Source organism: Clostridioides sp. LIBA-2809 (assembly GCF_056688965.1).
This window is the reverse complement of the sequence record NZ_CP197004.1, coordinates 385874-406552: the sequence shown is the minus strand read 5'-3', so window position 1 is coordinate 406552 and position 20679 is coordinate 385874. Positions and strand designations below refer to the sequence as shown.

The 20679-nt window shown below is 33.1% G+C and carries 15 protein-coding genes, 2 rRNA genes, 1 pseudogene and 1 riboswitch; of the genes and pseudogenes, 3 read left to right on the top strand and 15 right to left on the bottom strand.

All coding sequences use genetic code 11. The features are described from left to right. Window positions 1-37 precede the first annotated feature (37 nt). The 12 genes and pseudogenes from ACTG44_RS02265 to ACTG44_RS02210 form a co-directional block, all read right to left on the bottom strand. Complete coding sequence (locus tag ACTG44_RS02265) at window positions 38-1909, bottom strand: collagen-like domain-containing protein (RefSeq protein ID WP_479921690.1); 1872 nt, start codon at window positions 1907-1909, stop codon at window positions 38-40. 63 nt (window positions 1910-1972) lie between these two features. Further along, a pseudogene (locus ACTG44_RS02260) lies at window positions 1973-2476 on the bottom strand (DNRLRE domain-containing protein); the annotation flags it as partial. A 742-nt stretch (window positions 2477-3218) separates the two neighbouring features. Continuing rightward, complete coding sequence (locus ACTG44_RS02255; protein WP_479918004.1) at window positions 3219-3743, bottom strand: peptidylprolyl isomerase; 525 nt, start codon at window positions 3741-3743, stop codon at window positions 3219-3221. 64 nt (window positions 3744-3807) lie between these two features. Further along, window positions 3808-4560: a patatin-like phospholipase family protein gene (locus ACTG44_RS02250; protein ID WP_021382895.1), complete on the bottom strand. Its 753-nt coding sequence runs from the start codon at window positions 4558-4560 to the stop codon at window positions 3808-3810. A 30-nt stretch (window positions 4561-4590) separates the two neighbouring features. After that, window positions 4591-5889, bottom strand: a complete 1299-nt coding sequence (locus tag ACTG44_RS02245) for a M18 family aminopeptidase (RefSeq protein ID WP_021382885.1) — start codon at window positions 5887-5889, stop codon at window positions 4591-4593. Window positions 5890-5905: 16 nt separating this feature from the next. Continuing rightward, entirely contained in the window at window positions 5906-8170 is a 2265-nt protein-coding gene (locus ACTG44_RS02240; protein ID WP_479921193.1) for a DUF3553 domain-containing protein, read from the bottom strand. Between the two features lie 256 nt (window positions 8171-8426). After that, window positions 8427-9245 (bottom strand): energy-coupling factor ABC transporter ATP-binding protein, encoded by an 819-nt coding sequence (locus ACTG44_RS02235; protein ID WP_479921192.1) that lies wholly within the window; start codon window positions 9243-9245, stop codon window positions 8427-8429. Beyond that, window positions 9238-9936 (bottom strand): cobalt ECF transporter T component CbiQ, encoded by a 699-nt coding sequence (cbiQ, locus tag ACTG44_RS02230; protein ID WP_021382888.1) that lies wholly within the window; start codon window positions 9934-9936, stop codon window positions 9238-9240. The genes ACTG44_RS02235 and cbiQ overlap by 8 nt, the downstream gene beginning before the upstream one ends. A gap of 2 nt (window positions 9937-9938) precedes the next feature. Next, a complete protein-coding gene (locus tag ACTG44_RS02225) occupies window positions 9939-10223 on the bottom strand; it encodes an energy-coupling factor ABC transporter substrate-binding protein (protein ID WP_021382896.1) in 285 nt (94 codons plus the stop codon). Next, complete coding sequence (locus ACTG44_RS02220; protein WP_479918000.1) at window positions 10213-10965, bottom strand: energy-coupling factor ABC transporter permease; 753 nt, start codon at window positions 10963-10965, stop codon at window positions 10213-10215. The genes ACTG44_RS02225 and ACTG44_RS02220 overlap by 11 nt, the downstream gene beginning before the upstream one ends. Before the next feature lie 184 nt (window positions 10966-11149). Beyond that, window positions 11150-11342: riboswitch (cobalamin riboswitch) on the bottom strand. 132 nt (window positions 11343-11474) lie between these two features. Next, the gene (locus ACTG44_RS02215) at window positions 11475-13250 is read right to left on the bottom strand and encodes a vWA domain-containing protein (protein ID WP_479921191.1); all 1776 of its coding nucleotides are present in this window, start codon (window positions 13248-13250) and stop codon (window positions 11475-11477) included. 13 nt (window positions 13251-13263) lie between these two features. Next, entirely contained in the window at window positions 13264-14193 is a 930-nt protein-coding gene (locus tag ACTG44_RS02210) for an AAA family ATPase (protein ID WP_479917998.1), read from the bottom strand. Window positions 14194-14588: 395 nt separating this feature from the next. Here ACTG44_RS02210 and ACTG44_RS02205 point away from each other — a divergent pair, with 395 nt between their 5' ends. Genes ACTG44_RS02205 through ACTG44_RS02195 form a run of 3 tightly spaced genes read left to right on the top strand, consistent with a single transcriptional unit; the run spans window position 14589 to window position 16470 of the window. After that, window positions 14589-14960: a GntR family transcriptional regulator gene (locus ACTG44_RS02205; RefSeq protein WP_021382894.1), complete on the top strand. Its 372-nt coding sequence runs from the start codon at window positions 14589-14591 to the stop codon at window positions 14958-14960. Between the two features lie 14 nt (window positions 14961-14974). Beyond that, on the top strand, window positions 14975-15841 hold the full coding sequence (locus ACTG44_RS02200) for an ABC transporter ATP-binding protein (protein WP_479921190.1): 867 nt from the start codon (window positions 14975-14977) through the stop codon (window positions 15839-15841). Further along, entirely contained in the window at window positions 15829-16470 is a 642-nt protein-coding gene (locus ACTG44_RS02195) for an ABC-2 transporter permease (RefSeq protein ID WP_479921189.1), read from the top strand. The genes ACTG44_RS02200 and ACTG44_RS02195 overlap by 13 nt, the downstream gene beginning before the upstream one ends. A gap of 205 nt (window positions 16471-16675) precedes the next feature. Here the strand turns inward: ACTG44_RS02195 and ACTG44_RS02190 are convergent, their stop codons facing one another. From ACTG44_RS02190 to ACTG44_RS02180, 3 genes are all read right to left on the bottom strand, one after another. Beyond that, on the bottom strand, window positions 16676-17284 hold the full coding sequence (locus ACTG44_RS02190; protein WP_479919720.1) for a DedA family protein: 609 nt from the start codon (window positions 17282-17284) through the stop codon (window positions 16676-16678). Window positions 17285-17452: 168 nt separating this feature from the next. After that, window positions 17453-17569: ribosomal RNA gene (gene rrf / locus ACTG44_RS02185) — 5S ribosomal RNA — on the bottom strand. Between the two features lie 114 nt (window positions 17570-17683). Continuing rightward, a 23S ribosomal RNA gene (locus ACTG44_RS02180) occupies window positions 17684-20580 on the bottom strand. Between the last annotated feature and the right edge of the window lie 99 nt (window positions 20581-20679).

The window sequence follows — 20679 nt, the reverse complement described above, 5'->3', positions numbered from 1 at the left end:
AAACAGTTTTTTTGTTGTAGATATATTAAATATAAAATTAAGTCATAATAGTATCAGCTATTCTAAATATAGTCAAAGTAGCTGCTGTTCCTGCTGATTGACCATTTAGTATTCCTACTGACACGGATGAAAAGTTATTTATAGTAAATGTAGTTCCACCAAATAGAAAACCAACGAAATATCCAGAAATCAAACCTCCACCACCTGGTTCAGTAGTAAGACCTGCTAAGTCTTTACCTCCTAAAACAGGAAATAAAAATGAAAAAGAGTATTGATTTATACTTGATGAACCTGGTTGCAATGCTATTGAAACTGAGATATAGTACACACCATTTTCTTGTACTTTAAATGCCCCATTTGCATCTACTGTTATACTTGAACTATTTCCTATCACTGCCTGCCAATTTTTTATAGCTTCCCCATTGCCTAAAATTTGTGCAGATGGTGCGTTTAAAAGAAAGTTAGCAATCGGCTGTGAGGAATTGCCTGTCGCTCCTGTTGGACCAGTTACTCCCGTTGCTCCTGTATTTCCTGTTGGGCCAGTTGCTCCTGTTGGACCGGTTACTCCTGTATTTCCTGTTGGGCCGGTTACTCCTGTTGGACCTATTTCTCCTGTATTTCCTGTTGGACCGGTTGCTCCTATTTCCCCTGTCGTTCCTGTGTTTCCTGTTGGACCTGTTACTCCCGTTGGACCTATTTCTCCTGTCACTCCTGTATTTCCTGTTGGGCCTATCTCCCCAGTCGCTCCTGTGTTTCCTGTTGGACCAGTTGCTCCTGTTGGCCCTATCTCCCCTGTCGCTCCTGTGCTTCCTGTTGGACCGGTTGCTCCTGTTGGCCCTATTTCCCCTGTCACTCCTGTGTTTCCTGTTGGACCGGTTGCTCCTGTTGGCCCTATTTCCCCTGTCACTCCTGTGTTTCCTGCTGGACCGGTTGCTCCTGTTGGCCCTATCTCCCCTGTCGTTCCTGTGTTTCCTGTTGGACCGGTTACTCCTGTTAGACCTATCTCCCCTGTCGCTCCTGTGCTTCCTGTTGGACCGGTTGCTCCTGTTGGGCCTATCTCCCCAGTCGCTCCTGTGTTTCCTATTGGACCGGTTGCTCCTGTTGGCCCTATTTCCCCTGTCACTCCTGTGCTTCCTGTTGGACCGGTTGCTCCCGTTGGGCCTATTTCCCCTGTCGCTCCTGTGTTTCCTGTTGGACCGGTTGCTCCTGTTGGCCCTATTTCCCCTGTCGCTCCTGTGTTTCCTGTTGGACCAGTTGCTCCTGTCTCTCCTGTATTCCCTGTTGGACCAGTTGCTCCCATCGGTCCTATTTCTCCCGTTGCTCCTGCATTTCCTGTTGGTCCTATTGCTCCTGTTGCGCCCGTTGGGCCTGTTATTCCTATTCCTGTTGCTCCTGTCGCTCCTGTTGGGCCTATTTCTCCCGTTGCTCCTGTATTCCCTGTTGGACCAGTTGCTCCCATCGGTCCTATTTCTCCTGTTGCTCCTGTGTTTCCTGTTGCTCCTGTCTCTCCTGTATTCCCTGTTGGGCCAGTTGCTCCCATCAGTCCTATTTCTCCCATTGCTCCTGTATTCCCTGTTGGACCAGTTACTCCCATCGGTCCTATTTCTCCCGTTGCTCCTGTATTTCCTGTTGGGCCTATCTCCCCAGTCACTCCTGTGTTTCCTGTTGAACCAGTTGCTCCTGTTGGACCTATTTCCCCAGTTGCTCCTGTGTCTCCTGTTGGACCTATTTCTCCAGTTGCTCCTGTATTCCCTGTTGGGCCAGTTACTCCCATTGGACCTATTTCTCCAGTTGCTCCTGTATTCCCTGTTGGGCCAGTTACTCCCATTGGACCTATTTCTCCAGTTGCTCCTGTATTCCCTGTTGGGCCGGTTGCTCCAGTTGCCCCTGTTGGGCCAGTTATTCCCATTGGAGTACACCAAGATTTAGGAGGACAACACTCTTTTTTTCTTTCTTCAAATGTTATAAGTATATATGGTTTGTTACGTCCTCTACTAGACGTAAATTCTATAATTTTACAAGGATAGTTTAAAGATAGAGCTAATCCATAATTAGGATATTTACCTACTGCCCATGCTTTTACAACATTTGTAATATTTAAACAAATATAATTAGATGTATCACTTATGCCAATTGGTAGATATCCTCCAATATTTTCTATAGGCAATTTATCATTCCATGATATAGTCCTTGAATTATAATATTCGACTATTCTTTTTACTTCAATATCTATTTTTTCATTAAAAACATAATTATTCTCTGAATTAATATGAATAAATAACTCTGCTTTTAATATATTTTTATCTTTTAATATCTTTGGTATTCTTACTTTAAAAAAAGTAAGGAGCCTTTCTTCTATAAAAGTACTTGAATATTTAGTTCCTATCAAACAATATTCTAAAAAACTAAAATTTTTATCTGGATATTTTTTTGATATAAAGGTATCATCATTTAAATAAAGTATAATATTTCTCATTTATAATCCCTCCATTTTGGGTCTATATTATACTATGTTAAAGTACATACTTAGTTACAGCATAGTTAGAAATTTACTCATTAAATATTTATATAATAATACTAATTTCTACAAAAAAAGAACATGTATTAGAAATTTCTAATAACATGTTCTTTTTCATTATTATATATTACACTTTAAATTATTCCTTGACTGGCCTAGCTGGTGTAAACTAAACCAGTCTCTCTCAAATATTAAGCACTTTTTTCTTCTTATGTTTTTTAGGATTTATTGTCTCTATTATTGTAAACCAAAGTTATAAAATTGTAAATAGAAGATATTTCCATAATGATATTTTTTTATAAACAAAAAGTACAAAAAAACTTATTTTTCTTAAATAAAATAGATAAAATAACTTCAAAAAATACTGAAATAAGTGTTTTCCATATATCTTCTGTATCTATTTAATATATTATTATATAAAAACTTAGATAAAAATAATTTTAGTAAACTTTTTTTAATTATACTTTACCTTTCAATTAAAATTTCATAATAATAATTTTATAGAATAAATAATTTGAAAATTCAATACTATTTTTAATTAATATATTTTGTAATTTACCATTTAATATTTTGATATAACTTTTCCTTATATAAAACAAATTAAAAAGTGGGATGTATTCGTCTAAAGACGTAACTACATCCCACTTTATCTTCATTAAACAACATATATCTTTACTTATAGTTAAATTTTATATATGTTTTAGTTTTTTTCTACATCTGAGTAATCTATTCCAAAAGTCTCCACAGTAACAGATTTCATAACTTGTGGAGTTTGTGGCTTATCACCTGCATCTGTTCTAACTGATGCTATTTCATCAACAACATCTATACCTTCTATTACTCTACCAAAACCTGCATATTGACCATCTAAATGTGGTGAGTTTTTATGCATTATGAAAAATTGAGAACCTGCTGAGTTAGGTGCCATAGTTCTAGCCATTGATATGACTCCTCTCTCATGTTTTAAATTGTTAGTAAATCCATTACCACTAAATTCACCTTTTATAGAGTGACCTGGCCCACCCATTCCTGTACCATTTGGGCATCCACCTTGTATCATAAATCCTGGTATTACCCTATGAAAGATTATACCATTATAATATCCTTCATTTACTAACGATACAAAGTTTTTAACTGTGTTTGGTGCTATATTTGGATATAACTCAATTTTAATTTCTTTTCCATTTTCCATTTCTATAGTTACTATAGGATTTTTATTTTCCATAATTCATTACCTTCCTTTTCATTAGTTAAATTATACAATTACATTTATTATATTATACTCTAAATTAAAGTCTATCAAGTATATTTTTTCCTATTTCATATCCTTCTTGGTAAATAGCTTTGCAAAACTCATCATCAAAATTAAGAGTGTCTTTAGGTGCAAATTGAGTATTTGGTCTAACTACTATTATTCTGTCTTCATCATATATTTTTTTAATATCTTCTGGTAACTCATAATTATATTTTGTTGATATTAAAATAATCTTATCCACATTATCCCCAATTAAAGGTTCAATTAATGCACTCCTAATTAGACCTCCATCTAATTTAAAACCATCATAGAGTCCTTCTTGAACATCTTTTACAAATTGTTCTTTAAATCCAAGAGTAGCCTTTGGATTCGATGGTAACAATCCACTGTATGAAATGCTGATAATTGCTTCATTACGAGTCATTTTTGATACATTAACAATCTTTTCTGATACTACCTTATTATTGACTTCTACATAATTAACATAAAAGTTCATTTCTTCTATTTTGCTATCATCCAGTTCCCTTAAATTGTCTATAGCAGGAGAGTTATCCACAGTATTATTTACTATTTTTACATTTCCATTCTGGATATCTTTTATATTTGTCCACATTTTTTCCAACTTATCAACATTACCTGTGTACAAATAATATCCATTTATTGCTCCTATTGATGTCCCTGAAATTGAATAAAATTTATTTATTCCTCCATCATACAATGCCTTTACTACTCCAGCCTGGTAAGCTCCTTTTGCGCCTCCACCCTCTAAGCATAATCCTAATTTCATAGTCTCATCTCCAAATTGTTTATCTTATATTTATATTTCAAAAAACTTACTAAATGTTTTATATATACTATAATGGTCCTCAACATTGCCTAATTCTCTTATAGAGTGCATTGCTAAAATTGGACTTCCCACATCCACAGATGGTATATCTATATGAGTAGAAGATATTGGCCCTATAGTACTTCCACCTCTTTCATCTGACCTATTGACAAATTCTTGATACTCAACATTAGCTTCTCTACATATATTTTTATAAACAGCTATAGAATATCCATCACTTGTATATGCCTGACTAGCATTTATCTTTATAACTGGACCTTTTCCCATAACTGGTTTATTAGTTGGGTCATGTTTTTCTGGAGTGTTTGGATGTATAGCATGAGCCAAATCTGATGATATCATAAAAGATGAATAAATAGACTCAAAAAACTCTTCTCTATCTTTACCTATTGATAAACAGATTCTCTCTAATATATTTAATAGCATGTTTGAATCTGCACCTTGTTTAGTAGAACTACCAACTTCTTCATTATCAAATACAGCCATTACATTTACGCCATTTTTACCTTTAGTATCAACAAGAGCATTTAAACTAGCATGTACCATTGCAAGATTATCTTGTCTTCCAATAGATATAAATTCATCATTAGCCCCTATTAAGCTTCCTTTTTCAAATTCATATAAAAATAAATCAAAATCTATAACATCTTCCATGTTTACATCCAAATTAGATGCTATTTGTTTTAAAAGAAAGTTGTCTTTTTCTAATGTATCATTTAACAGACCAACCAAAGGTAACATATCTTTTTGTTTGTTATATGAATGACCATCATTTATACTTCTATTTAAATGTATAGCTAGATTTGGTATTATACAAATTGGCTTTTTAAAGTCTATAAGTCTTTCACTTGGTTTTAATATATTATCACTCTTTAAAACTACCCTACCAGCTATCCCGAGAGGTCTATCTAGCCATGTACTCAATATTGCCCCTCCATAACACTCTGTATTCAACTTTAAATAAGATTTTTCAGCTTCTATTTCTGCATTTGGTTTAATACTAAATGTAGGAGAATCTGAATGAGAGCCTATTATCCTAAATCCATCTTTCTCTATGTCTTCTGAATTAACTACAAAAGCCACTATAGCAGATAAATTTTTAGTAACATAGTATTTTCCACCTACTTTTAGGTTCCACTTATGATTCAAAGTTAGTTCTTGAAATCCATTTTTATCTAGAATTTCTTTAGCACTATCAACTGCATGAAAAGATGATGGACTATCATATATAAAGTCTATTAAGTCTTTAGCAAAATTTATACTATCCATTCTTTATTAACCTCCTTTATAAAATATTTAGTGTTGTATACTCTTTATTTATTTTTTTAATTCCCTGCTTGTCAAAAGCTATAGTAACATCTGTTCCAATTATGGATACTACTGTACCAACCCCAAATTTAGGATGATGTACTTTAGAACCAAGTTGTATATCATCTGGATTAGTTTCTTTATTAGAATCCTTTATCGTTGCATTAACTTTATCTGCCACTTTAGATTTACTTATAGTATTCATATATTTTTTAGTATATTTATCTAACATATTATAACTTGCTTTAGAGTAACTCAGCTCTTTTTTTACTTTGTACAGTCTTTCTATACATTCTTCTGGTAATTCCTCCATAAATCTTGAAGCTATTGCAACATTCGTTTTACCATATAATGTCCTCTTCTCTGTCAATGACATATACAACTCTTCTTTAGCCCTAGTTATACCAACATAACAAAGTCTTCTCTCTTCTTCTATCTGTGAATCACTTAGAGATTTTATGGCTCTTGATATAGGGAATAATCCTTCTTCCATGCCTATTAAGAATACTACAGGGAATTCCAGTCCTTTAGATGTATGAATTGTCATAAGAGAAACTCTATCATTGTCTTCTTCATCATTTGATTCAGACGTAAGTGCTATACTAGTTAAAAATGTCTCTAAATCTTTATTTTCATAATTCTCATCGTTACTACTTTCAAACTCCAAAGCTATAGATATAAATTCTCTTAAGTTATCAATTCTATCTTGAGCTTCCTCACCTTTACCAGTTAAATCTTTTTCATTTTTATTTCTTATCTCTACAAGCTCATCCATGTATCCTGTAGTATCCAAGACTTTTTCTATAAGTTTACTAACAGGATATACTTCTTTTATAGTTCTAAGAGTCCCTATAATATCAACAAATCCACTTATACTTGCTCTTGCTTTAGTAGATATATCTGAATTTGTCTCTATATCAATTAGTACTGAATATATACTCTCCTGCTTTAAATTAGCTCTATCTTCAATTTTTTCTATCGTTCTAAGCCCTATACCCCTTCTAGGTACGTTTATAATTCTTTTTATAGATATATCATCTTGTGGATTTTGAATAACTCTTAAATACGCCAATAAATCCTTTATTTCTTTTCTCTCATAAAATTTTGTACCACCATATATATTGTATGGTATTTGACTTCTATTTAAAGCATCCTCTACAGGTCTAGCTTGTGCATTTGCTCTATAAAGTACTGCGAAGTCTTTATAAGGTCTCTTCTCTTTTCTAGCTATTTGTGCAATTGAATCAGAAATAAAATCAGCTTCTTCTATTTCACTACCAGTTAATTGTATCTTTATAAGCTCTCCTTCTTTTTTTTCACTCCAAAGTTTTTTCCTTTTTCTTTCTATATTATTAGATATAACTTTATTAGCTGCATCTAATATCACTTGTGTAGACCTATAATTTTGTTCCAATTTTACAACATGTACATTATCGTAATCTTTCTCAAATTCAAGTATATTTCTTATGTCTGCACCTCTCCATCCATAAATACTTTGGTCATCATCTCCAACAACGCAAATATTTTGATGTTCTCTTGCTAATAATTTTATCAGCTCATACTGAGCTTTACTTGTATCTTGATACTCATCTACCATTATGTATCTAAATCTACTTCTATAATATGCAAGCACTTCTTCATTAGCCTTAAAAAGCTCTACAGTTTTAAGTATTAAATCATCAAAATCAAGTGCACTATTTCTTTTTAAACGGTCTTGATATAATGCATAAATGTCTGCAATCTTACTCATTCTATTATCTGCCATGTTGATATCTTTAAACTGTTTTGGAGTATAAAGCTTGTCTTTTGCTCCTGAAATGGCACTTATAACTGCTTTTGGCTCAAACACCTTATCACTTAAATTTAGTTCTTTAAGACAGTCTTTAACCAATGTAACTTGGTCCGCAGCATCATAAATTACAAAACTCCTGTTGTAACCAATCTTATTTATGTCTTTTCTTAGTATACGAACACAACAAGAATGGAATGTACTTATCCACATTTCCTTAGTTTCAGAGCCTATATTTTGTTCAACTCTCTCTCTCATTTCATTTGCAGCTTTGTTTGTAAATGTTATAGCTAATATATTTGGTGGTTGTACACCTTTATCTTCTATAAGATATGCCATTCTTGTTGTTAATACCTTAGTTTTACCTGAACCAGCTCCAGCCAGTATAAGTACTGGACCCTCAGTCTTTTCTACTGCTTCTCTTTGAGCAGGATTTAATGTATCTAAATTCATATTTCTCCTCCTGTTAACAGCCATAAATATATTTTAATCTAAAATATGAATTACTTCAAATTATAATTATGTATTATACTAATAGATTATTTCCAATATATTACAATTAAATAACACTTTTCCATATAATTTATTTTACTACTTAATAAAAAAAATAACCTTATGATTTGGGGAATCATAAGGCACCTTTAAGGGGTCTAGGTTAAGGGTTATTATATATATAAATCTATTTTTTTAAAATAGGTTTAGGGCTTAATTATTTGTTTGTATTAAGTTCTCTTTCTTTCCAGTACTTATACAAATCTTCTTCTTTCTTAAATAAAGGTAGATTCATATTTTTATGTATCTTTACTAACCATGGGGATTCTAAGCCAGCTTGTATAATGTTATTTTCATTTACAAATACGTCTTCTGCTTTTCCTTCATCAATTAAAATCCCCTTATCCAATACATATATGTAATCGCATATTTCATACATTAGATTCATATCATGACTGGATATTACTATTTTTATATTATCTTTATTCAATCCCTTTATTATATCTACAATAGACCTAGTACTTACTGGGTCTAAACCAGCTGTAGGCTCATCAAGCAATATAATTTCATTTTCCATTGCTATAACTGATGCTATTGCTACCCTTTTTTTCTGACCATAACTTAAAAAATGTACTGGTCTATCTATAAAATCTATTCCATTAACAGCTACTAGAGCTTTGTTTATTCTCTCTTTGATTGTTTTTTCATCTATACCAATATTTCTCATTGCAAATGCTATATCATCGTATACTTTCGAGTAAAAAATTTGTTTCTCTGGGTCTTGAAAGACAATACCTACATTTTTTCTAAGATTATACAAATTTTTTTTATCATATTTTAATTTTTCTTCTTTAAAAAGAATTTCTCCAGATGTAGGCTTTAATATACCCATTAAATTCATAAATAATGTTGATTTTCCTGAACCATTTGAACCTATTATACCTATAACATTTCCCTTGGAGAAATCCATATTAATGTTTAATAATGCATTAGCATTCTTTTCATATTGATAAGTTAAATTATTTATTTTAAACATCATTATCCCCTACTATGTGAAATTTACCATCATACAATTTTATGTCTAATGATATGCACATATCATCATACCTTGTCATAAGTCTTTTGTACAGCATACTTCCAAGAATTCCTAAGGATTTATATGAAGTTTTTAAATTTATGTACCCAAATCTTAGTTCTTGTGATTTATATATTTCTGAGAATTCTTCTAAAAATATGAATATAAACCTATATATTAACATTGATAATTCAACAAAAGTATCAGGCAAATGCATTTTTTTAAAGAAGAATATTAATTGATTAAAAGGTGTTGTAAGTATACAAAAATACACACAAGTCAAACAAGACATAGCTCTAAATAACACGTGAATAGACATGTCAATAGATGCTTTTGATATTCCTACATTGAAACTAAAAATTTTAAAACTGTATAATAAGTCTGCCTTATTAAAAGATATATTTACAAGAGTTATTCCTATACTAAGAAATAAAAAGTACATTGGTATTCTAAGTAATTTTAAATAATTCTTTAAATCTATTCCAGCCACACAAACAACTAAAATACTCATTAAAATCATAATTCCACTTAAAACAAATATATTTTTTATTACCATAGAAGCAATCAGAAAGATTACTCCTATGGCTACTTTTTTATTTGGATTTACTTTACTTAATCTATTTGTATATGCATATTTATCAATTATAAGCATAATTAGCTTCTCTTTCCTTTTTGAACACCTAATATGTACCCTATTACACCAGCACCTAATGCTGCTTGTGCAGAGAATAATAAACTTTCTATTTCTCCACTTGGTGGCTCATATGGGCTACTAAACCATGGTTCATAATCTGGATTTATTTTAGTAATTTCACTTTCAGCTTCACCATCTGCTCCTCCATATTCAGCACCTGAGTTAACAAGTAATGGGAATATAATAAGAGCCACTACTAATAAAAGTAGTAATATATTAGTTTTCGTTTTTGTTTTAGCACTCATTAGCTTTAACTCCTTTATCATTATTTTCTAGTATGCTTTTTTCTCCATTTTCTGTAACTAAGTTATATACAATTACAGTAAGTATACCTTCTGCTATTGCTATTGGTATTTGAGTCATAAAGAAAATTCCTAAAAACTTAATTGCTGAAGCCATCACTCCACCTGATGGGTCTGGAAAAGCCAGTGCTAACTGTATCGAAGTTATCGTATATGTAGCCAAATCTCCTATTGCTGCTGCAAGAAATACTGGTATTGCATTATTTCCGTCTTTTTTCTTTAATGCTTTAAATATTAAGAATGATATAATTGGTCCTATAATAGCCATTGAAAAAGCATTAGCTCCTAAAGTAGTTATTCCTCCATGCGCTAATAGTAATGCTTGGAATATTAAAACTATAGTTCCAAGAACAAACATTACACTTGGTCCAAACATTATTGCTCCAAGACCTACTCCAGTAGGATGTGAACAACTTCCTGTTACTGAAGGTATTTTTAGTGCTGACAACACAAATACAAATGCTCCACATAGTGCTAATAATACTTTCTTTTTAGGGTCTTGCTTTACTATTTTTCCTATCGATTTTAGTCCTACTAAGAAAAATGGTATAAATATAACTCCCCATGCTATAGACCATTTTACTGGTAAGTACCCTTCCATTATGTGCATTGCATTTGATGTAACTGGAGTTAAAATGATTAACATAAGTGCAGCTATAACCCCTAATTTGATATTTTGTTTCATTTTACTATCCCCTCTCTCCCTTTTCTAATAATTAAAATATAAATAATACATGTCTGATTTATTTTAAAAATAAAAAAGCCTAACTCGATGGTTAGGCTTCTAATTTTTGACAATCCAAATACAAACACATAAAATAAACATATCTGTATAATTATTATAAGAAACTTTCTCCATCCCCGAAGAAATTACTTTAATATTTTAGGCAGGTCTCCTGACTTAGCTTCTTCCTACTCCTCTTCCTTCCCATGAAATATAAAAATATATCATCATAGTGGCTAACAAAAGTTTCGTCTGCATCACAGTAGCGGGGGCTGTAAAGGAATTTAACCTTTTTCCCTATTAATCTTGCTTGAAGAACCTATAATATTATATATTTAATTTTTAAATTATTCTTAAATCATTTTCTATATAAATCATTGTATACCTTTTCTGTGAAAATTTCTACATTTTTTACAGATTTTATTTGTTTTTATATTTTTATGTATATAAATTATTTTTTACAACTTTAATTAATTTCTAATTATCTTCTTCAAATACATTGAAACCACATCAGAAAATCTAGTTATATCTTTTGAATATATAAAATCATTTCCATATATTAATCTTTCAGCTTCAAGCTCTGATTCTTTCCCTGTAAATACTCCTAATACCAATATATTTTGTTTTCTAGCCTTTCTTACTTCATTTGCTGTATCTCTCAAACCAATTATACCTCTATAAGCTTTTTCTCCTCTTAAGGTTCTCTCACTATTTTTTCCTATCTTTACATCATTTGGTCTTCCATCACTAAGAACTATCAAAATTTTATTTTCTTCATCTCTATTTATTAGACCACTACATATGGATTTTATAGCTAAACCATCTCTATTATTACCCGCACAAAAGTATTCAAAGATATTTTCACTATTTTTTAAACTATCATCATAATCTTTAAATCTTTTTAATATTGTATAGTCTAAAAAACTAGAGAATCCCATAACTCTATTTGGTATACCAACTTCTGTTAGAGCATTTGCTATTATATAAGCCTGAATTGCTACATTTCCTTGATTTCTACTTTGAGAACCACTTGCATCCAATAATATATCAATAACATATTTCCCTTTTTCATTTTCTATATCTTTATAAAATATTTTATTATTATTACTTCTACCCACTCTCCAAGCTCTATTTGCTAATATAGTGCCACAATCAGAGTACACTCTAGTTTTAGCATTTTCTTCTATTAAAATTCTAGCTAAACTTTCTTTTAATCTTTTTATCTGCTGTCTATACATTCTAGCATGTTCTCTAAATTTTCCTAAATTATTTTCTTTTTGTCTTGTTACATATTTTAGTTGGAATACATTATTACACTCACTTCTAAGAACTCCATCCGTAAAGTGGATTCTACACCCTTCATGAACATTTCTACAGTTTTGTGTTTCAATCTTCTTAATTTCACCTTTACTCAAATAAGTTTTTCCATAATAATGTTCTATCTTTGAATATATTTTATTTGCAGTCTCTTCATCAACATATATAACTCTATCTGCTGAATTACTAGATTGAGAATCTTCAAAATCTCCCACTCCTTCTACAAGCATAGATGAAGATATAGAATCTATATCACTTTCAATAATATTTTCTTCTTCTTCACTATAAAGTTCTTCATACATAAAGTCAGCAAATGTATCAAAGTTTACTTCAACATCTTTTACATTATTTTCATCATATGTAGAACTACTTTCTTCTCCATTTAATATATATTCAAAATAAGTTAAATATATAACATCTAATGCTTTTAAAATCTCCATAATATCTTGATTTGTATCTACATTCCTTATGTCATTAACTATTCTTCTAGTCAAACTGTCTAATGCTGGATGCTTGTCCATATTATAAAGTACAAATGCATATTTAATTTTATCCATAATATTGTCGTTGTGTATTTTGGTAAAACGTGAAACAATATCTTTATAAGCATTTCTTCTTATATCTTCTATTCCTGGCCTATCTTTAATGGCTTTTTCTTCAACTATTGTATTTAATATAACTTGAATTAGACCCAATATAATATCTTTCTCATATCCTTTTCTAATTCTATTTGTAAGATATTTTTTAACTATATCCCAATCTACATACTTTCTTCTAGCTCCTGCAATTATTGCAAAATATAGACCTATTTCTTTTGATGAGTAATCTTTTTCTGATATGTCTATATTCTCATTGTAATCACCAGCTATTGTCCAAGATAAGTTATTAGCTCTATTTTCAAATTCATAATCATCATATATCCATTTCATAATCTCACCTATATTAAATATGACTTATTGGAAATACATCTGTACTCTCCCATTTATTAGGTATTCTAGTTTTAATTACATCTCCAACCATTTCTTTTTCATATATATCGAAAGTCTTTCCTGTAATCCCCATATTAATTGCAAGAGTTGGTTTCAAGCCTCTTCTTATAGCCTTAAGAGATGCCATAAGACCACGTAAGTCAATAGCTTTACTAGATATTTCACCATTTTGAGACTTCAATTGTAAATCTAAAAATATTCCTGCGAAATGCATTAATTTTTCTTCATTAGCATCTGAAAATTCATTTTTTAAAATCATCATTAACTTGTCTTCTTCTATAGGAGGAATATCTATTACCATAAATCTAGATACTAGTGCTTCATTAAGTTCTTTTGTTCCTGCATATTCATAATTCATAGTTCCAATAAATCTTGTTGCTGGATGTAGGTTGACTCTTTCATATCCAGGAACATCAATCAATCTTCTATAATCTAAAGCTGAATGTACCACAACTATAGCATCATTCTTTGCCATGTTAATTTCATCAAATACACCAAAGCCCCCATTGATGGCACATTCATAGACTGAACCCCTTCTAAGTTTAACTTCATTATCTATAAAAGTATCTGTACCTATAAGTGTGGAACTGTCTGTATTTATATGAAATGATGTATTCCATTGGGGTCTATTAAATATCTCACCCAAATTATCAGCAAGTAAGTTTTTTCCTGTTGCCTTTGGTCCTGATAATAATATATTTTCTTCTTCTAAAATAGCTGCTATACACATAGACAAAATATCTCTTCCATAAAAATAAGTTTTAGACTTTGTTACCCTGTATTCTAAATTTTTCTCTAGAGCATAATAACGTCTAAAATACAGTACATCTTCAATAAGTTTCTCATCTACCCCTTGTACCCTTAGATTATCTATTATATCCATATTCTTACCCCTTTTATATAAATAGTATTTGTTTCATTTCTTAACACCATTTTAGCATAAAAGGATATAAGCTAAAATCGATTTTATAAATTAATGATACCTCTTTCTCTATTTTAAAGAAAAAATTACCTGTAGATATATCTTATAGATTTTTTTACGGAAATAATTGAAAATTGTCAGGTTATAGCTTATTTCAATAGTCATATACTGAACTTTATAGATATATCTTATGATGGACAACCATACTGTATCTGTGAAAAATACACAATATATTGACCAATATATCAATTATTGCATTATTCTCTCTTTTATATTTATTATCTTGACAATACTTATTTATAAGCCTATACTGTACTTAACCAATAAGTACAGTAAGTACAGTATAGGAGGATTAAATGGAAATAATCATTAGCAACAGTAGTGATAAACCTATATATGAACAAATATGTTTACAGATTAAAAATCTTATAATGAATGGAACGTTATCTGCTGGTGAGATGCTCCCATCTATGAGAAGTCTAGCAAAAGATTTACATATAAGTGTAATTACTGTTCAACGGGCATATGAGGATTTAACTCGTGATGGATTTATTGAAACTGTCTCTGGTAAAGGTAGTTTTGTTTCTAGTCAAAATAAAGAGTTCATTCAAGAAGAGCAGTTAAGAATAGCAGAAGAATTATTACAAAAAGTTTCAGAAATTGGTCGTACACATGGTATATCTTATGAGCAAATGACAAATATTCTAAAATTATTCTATGAAGATTAAGGAGATGTGAAACTATGGAAAATAATAATGTTTTAGTTCAAAACTTATATAAAGATTTTGATGGTTTTTCATTAAAAGATATTTCATTTCGGGTTCCAAAAGGTAGAATTGTTGGTTTTATTGGTGAAAATGGAGCTGGAAAAAGTACAACAATCAACTTGATATTAAATGAATTTGAAAAAGACGCTGGAAAAATTGAAATATTTGGAGTAGACAATACAACATATTCAATTAAAAATGATATCGGTATTGTCTTTGATGAGTGTAATTTTCATGAGATTTTTACTGCAAAACATATTGGAAAAATCCTCTCTGGCATATATACATCATGGGATGATACGCTTTATAAACATTATCTAGAAAAATTCAATCTCCCATTTAAAAAACCTATTGGCTCATTTTCTAAAGGAATGAAAATGAAACTATCTATTATATGTGCTATAGCTCATAAACCAAAGCTTCTAATTCTAGATGAAGCAACAACTGGGCTTGACCCTGTTAGCCGAGATGAAATCTTGGATTTATTTTTAGAGTTCATCCAAGATGAGGAACACTCCATTTTCTTTTCATCTCATATCACATCAGATATAGAAAAAATTGCAGATTATGTAGTATTAATTCATAAAGGAAAAATTGTTTTTGAAGAACAAAAAGATAACTTAATCTACAATTATGGAATTATTAGATGTGGAAAAGAAAAATTTAAAACTATCTCACAAGATGATTATCTTATTTGCAGACAAACAAATGTAAGTATAGAATGCTTAGTTGATAATAAAGAGACTACAAGAAGAAAATATAAGGATGTAATTGTTGATAGTGCAACATTGGAAGATATTATGCTTTTCTATATCAAAGGAGGAATATTATGCGAGGATTAATCTACAAAGACTTCTATCTCTTTTTTAAAAGTATTGATAAGAAACTTATTATAATTTCAATAGCGGCTATTATCCTTCTCATTATGAATATGGGAATATATGCTGGGCTAATGACTTCAATTATGTTTTCTATTACAATAGGTATGCAAAATATTATAAGTTTTGCAAGTGATGAAAATGTAAACTGGAAAAGATACCAATTAGCTATGCCTGTTAGTGAATATTCTGTAGTTGCAAGCAAGTATATTTCTGTTATATGCACATTGGTTTTCAGTTTATCTGGAAGCATTATATTTAGTTTAATGAGCAGCATTTTCTATAGTAATTTTGAAATCAGTCTCTTGGGCTTATCTATCATTGCTTCAATTATTTTGCCACTTACTTGCACTGCTATTTGCTTACCTCTTACATATTGGTTTGGCTTCCGTTCAGCACAGACACTAGGATTACTTTTCGTCGTTCCTATTTTCTATTTCATCAAATATTTTGAGGATGGACCTGGATTTTCCGCTATTCCAACTTCAACACAATCCTATTTGTTAGTAACTTGCATCACAGTTATAACCTTATTCATTGTTTCTTTTGCAATAAGTGTACTTGGATATTCAAGAAAAAATAGCCATATATAAAAATAAAACTGATAATTAATTATATATTAATTACTACTTAATATGCTATTTCATTATTAAATTCAACATATTCACTACCTATTTGGCATTAAAAATCCCCGTTTCCACACTAGGCTAAAAACGGGGATTTTGATTATTAGAAATTAACTCAAGCATTTAAATCTTACAGTAAGTATAGAAAATAATGAGAAAATCTACTATTTTTTTATAATCTTATCTTGTGATGTTTTTTATGTATATATGACTTAATAGCAAACCCAATGATAATTATAGATATTGGTATAATTAGAACTAGGAATTTATAATCATTATAATGCGACATTATTTTTACCCAACTCTCTGAGAAAATATACCCAATACTAATTAAGGAAGTATTCCATATGGTAATTCCCACAAGAGATGATATTACAAAAGTTATAATATTTTGACCTGCTATACCTGCTATAAAAGATATGTATGTTCTACATAATGGAATTAATCTACATACACAAACAGAAATAGAAGAATATTTATTAAAATAGTCCTGAGATGCAAATATTCCTTTTCTTGCCTTTGGACATATCTCTACTATTTTATTTATGATAGATTTACCACCCCAATTTCCTACTGTGTAACAAAATATTGAACCAAGTATACCTGCAATTATACTTAAAATTAGAATTGTCAAAAATCCAAAATGATTTCTTGCAGCAATTGCTCCACATAATGGTAAAACAACTTCACTAGGTAATGGAAAACAAGCATACTCAATCATAATTAATACAAATACAGAGATTAATCCATATTGTAAAATAAAACTATTGATTACAGACACTTACTTATCTATCTCCTTTCTTATTTAAAAGTACATATCTATAAGAGTTACACCCTATATTTAAAGAATCAATCTCTTTAAACTATTATATGTATTTATACAAAGTATTTATAACACACTTTAAAAATAGTACTTTAAAAATAAGAAACTTAATAAATAAAAAAAATTACGTGGCTACGTCCTACTCTCCCAGGCAGTTTCCCACCAAGTACCATCAGCGCTAGAGAGCTTAACTTCTGTGTTCGGAATGGGAACAGGTGTATCCTCTCTGCTATTGTAACCACATAATTTCTATGCTTAATATATCTATTAAGTTATTAGAATCTAGCAATACTAGTTTCTTTAGAGTTAGCACTCTAAAAACTACACATATATTTTACTGAATGAACATCAAATAATTTGGTCAAGTCCTCGACCTATTAGTATCGATAAGCTAAATACATTGCTGCACTTACACCTTCGACCTATCAACCAGATAGTCTTTCTGGGGTCTTACCCTTGCGGTGGGAAATCTTATCTTGAAGTTGGCTTCGCGCTTAGATGCTTTCAGCGCTTATCCATTCCGTACATAGCTACCCAGCCATGCCCTTGGCAGAACAACTGGTACACCAGAGGTACGTCCATCCCGGTCCTCTCGTACTAAGGACAGGTCTTCTCAAATTTCCTACGCCTGCGACGGATAGGGACCGAACTGTCTCACGACGTTCTGAACCCAGCTCGCGTACCACTTTAATGGGCGAACAGCCCAACCCTTGGGACCTACTACAGCCCCAGGATGTGATGAGCCGACATCGAGGTGCCAAACCTCCCCGTCGATGTGGACTCTTGGGGGAGATAAGCCTGTTATCCCCAGGGTAGCTTTTATCCGTTGAGCGATGGCCCTTCCACGCAGAACCACCGGATCACTAAGTCCGATTTTCATCCTTGCTCGACCTGTATGTCTTGCAATCAAGCTCTCTTTTGCCTTTACACTCTACGTACGATTTCCGACCGTACTGAGAGAACCTTTGAGCGCCTCCGTTACCTTTTGGGAGGCGACCGCCCCAGTCAAACTGCCCACCTGACAGTGTCCCAAGACCAGATTCATGGCCTATGGTTAGAATCCCAGTACTACAAGGGTGGTATCCCAAGGATGGCTCCGCCAAAACTGGCGTCCTGGTTTCAAAGCCTCCCACCTATCCTGTACATGTAGTACCAAGACCCAATGTCAAGCTACAGTAAAGCTCCATGGGGTCTTTCCGTCCTGTCGCAGGTATCCGGCATCTTCACCGGAATTACAATTTCACCGAGTCTGTTGTTGAGACAGTGCCCAAATCGTTACGCCTTTCGTGCGGGTCGGAACTTACCCGACAAGGAATTTCGCTACCTTAGGACCGTTATAGTTACGGCCGCCGTTTACTGGGGCTTAAGTTCACTGCTTCGATTGCTCTAACAGATCCCCTTAACCTTCCAGCACCGGGCAGGCGTCAGCTCCTATACATCGTCTTGCGACTTAGCAGAAACCTATGTTTTTGGTAAACAGTCGCTTGGGCCTATTCTCTGCGGCCACCGGATGGTGGCACCCCTTATCCCTAAGTTACGGGGTCATTTTGCCGAGTTCCTTAACAACAGTTCTCTCGCGGGCCTTAGGATACTCTCCTCACCCACCTGTGTCGGTTTGCGGTACGGGTACCTTTAACCTCGATAGAGACTTTTCTTGACAGTGTGAAATCAGCTACTTCGCTACTAAATTTCGCTCCCCATCACATCCCAGCATTATCAAAGCGGATTTACCTACTCTGACTGCCTCAATGCTTGGGCACACATAACCAACAGTGTGCTTAGCTTATCCTACTGTGTCATCCCATCTCTCAAACGGTTATCGGTAGTACAGGAATATCAACCTGTTGTCCATCACCTACGCCTTTCGGCCTCAGCTTAGGTCCCGACTAACCCAGGGCGGACGAACCTTCCCCTGGAAACCTTGGGTTTACGGCCTGTGGGATTCTCACCCACATCTCGCTACTCATGCCAACATTCTCACTCCCATACTGTCCACATGTCCTTACGGTCATGCTTCAACCCGTATGGGAAGCTCCCCTACCCATCATAATGATGCCGTAGCTTCGGTAGTAAGTTTTAGCCCCGGAAATCTTCGGCGCAGGATCACTCGACCAGTGAGCTATTACGCACTCTTTGAATGAGTGGCTGCTTCTAAGCCAACATCCTGGTTGTCTGTGCAATCCCACATCCTTTACCACTTAACTTACATTTAGGGACCTTAGCTGACGATCTGGGCTGTTGCCCTTTCGACTATGAATCTTATCACCCACAGTCTGACTCCCAAGTATAAGATGACGGCATTCGGAGTTTGATAGTCTTCGGTAGGTGCAATACCCCCTAGGACATTCAGTGCTCTACCTCCGTATCTCTCACCTTGAGGCTAGCCCTAAAGCTATTTCGGGGAGAACCAGCTATCTCCGGGCTCGATTGGAATTTCACCGCTACCCACAAGTCATCCCCGAGCTTTTCAACGCTCGTGGGTTCGGACCTCCACGAAATTTTACTTTCGCTTCATCCTGCTCATGGGTAGGTCGCCCGGTTTCGGGTCTACGTCAAGTAACTGAACGCTCAGTTAAAACTCGCTTTCGCTACGGCTCCACACCTTAAGTGCTTAACCTTGCTACTTAACGTAACTCGTTGGCCCGTTCTACAAAAAGTACGCGGTCACACAAGAAATGTGCTTCCACAGCTTGTAAGTGCAGGGTTTCAGGTTCTATTTCACTCCCCTCCCGGGGTTCTTTTCACCTTTCCCTCACGGTACTATACGCTATCGGTCACTAGGTAGTATTTAGCCTTGGAGGGTGGTCCCTCCTGCTTCCCACAGGGTTTCACGTGTCCCGTGGTACTCTGGATCATATCTGAAGTCTTCTCGTTTAACATACAGGACTATTACCTTCTGTGGTGGGTCTTTCCAAACCTCTTCAATTACGATACCTCTTCGTTATGATATGTCCGCAACCCCAATAAAGAAAACTTTATTGGTTTGGGCTATTCCGCGTTCGCTCGCCGCTACTTACGGAATCGAATTTCTTTCTCTTCCTTCAGGTACTTAGATGTTTCAGTTCCCTGAGTTCCCCTCATTAAGCTATGTATTCACTTAATGATACTTAGACATTACTCTAAGTGAGTTTCCTCATTCGGAAATCTTCGGATCAAAGTTTACGTGCAACTCCCCGAAGCTTATCGCAGCTTATCACGTCCTTCATCGGCTCCTAGTGCCAAGGCATCCGCCCTGCACCCTTAATAACTTGACCAGTTAAAAAGGTTTGATAGATTAAAGTCTATCAACTTGATAATTTTTAAAAGTTATCAGCTTTATATATTACAAATTAGATGTCATATCACTAAATATA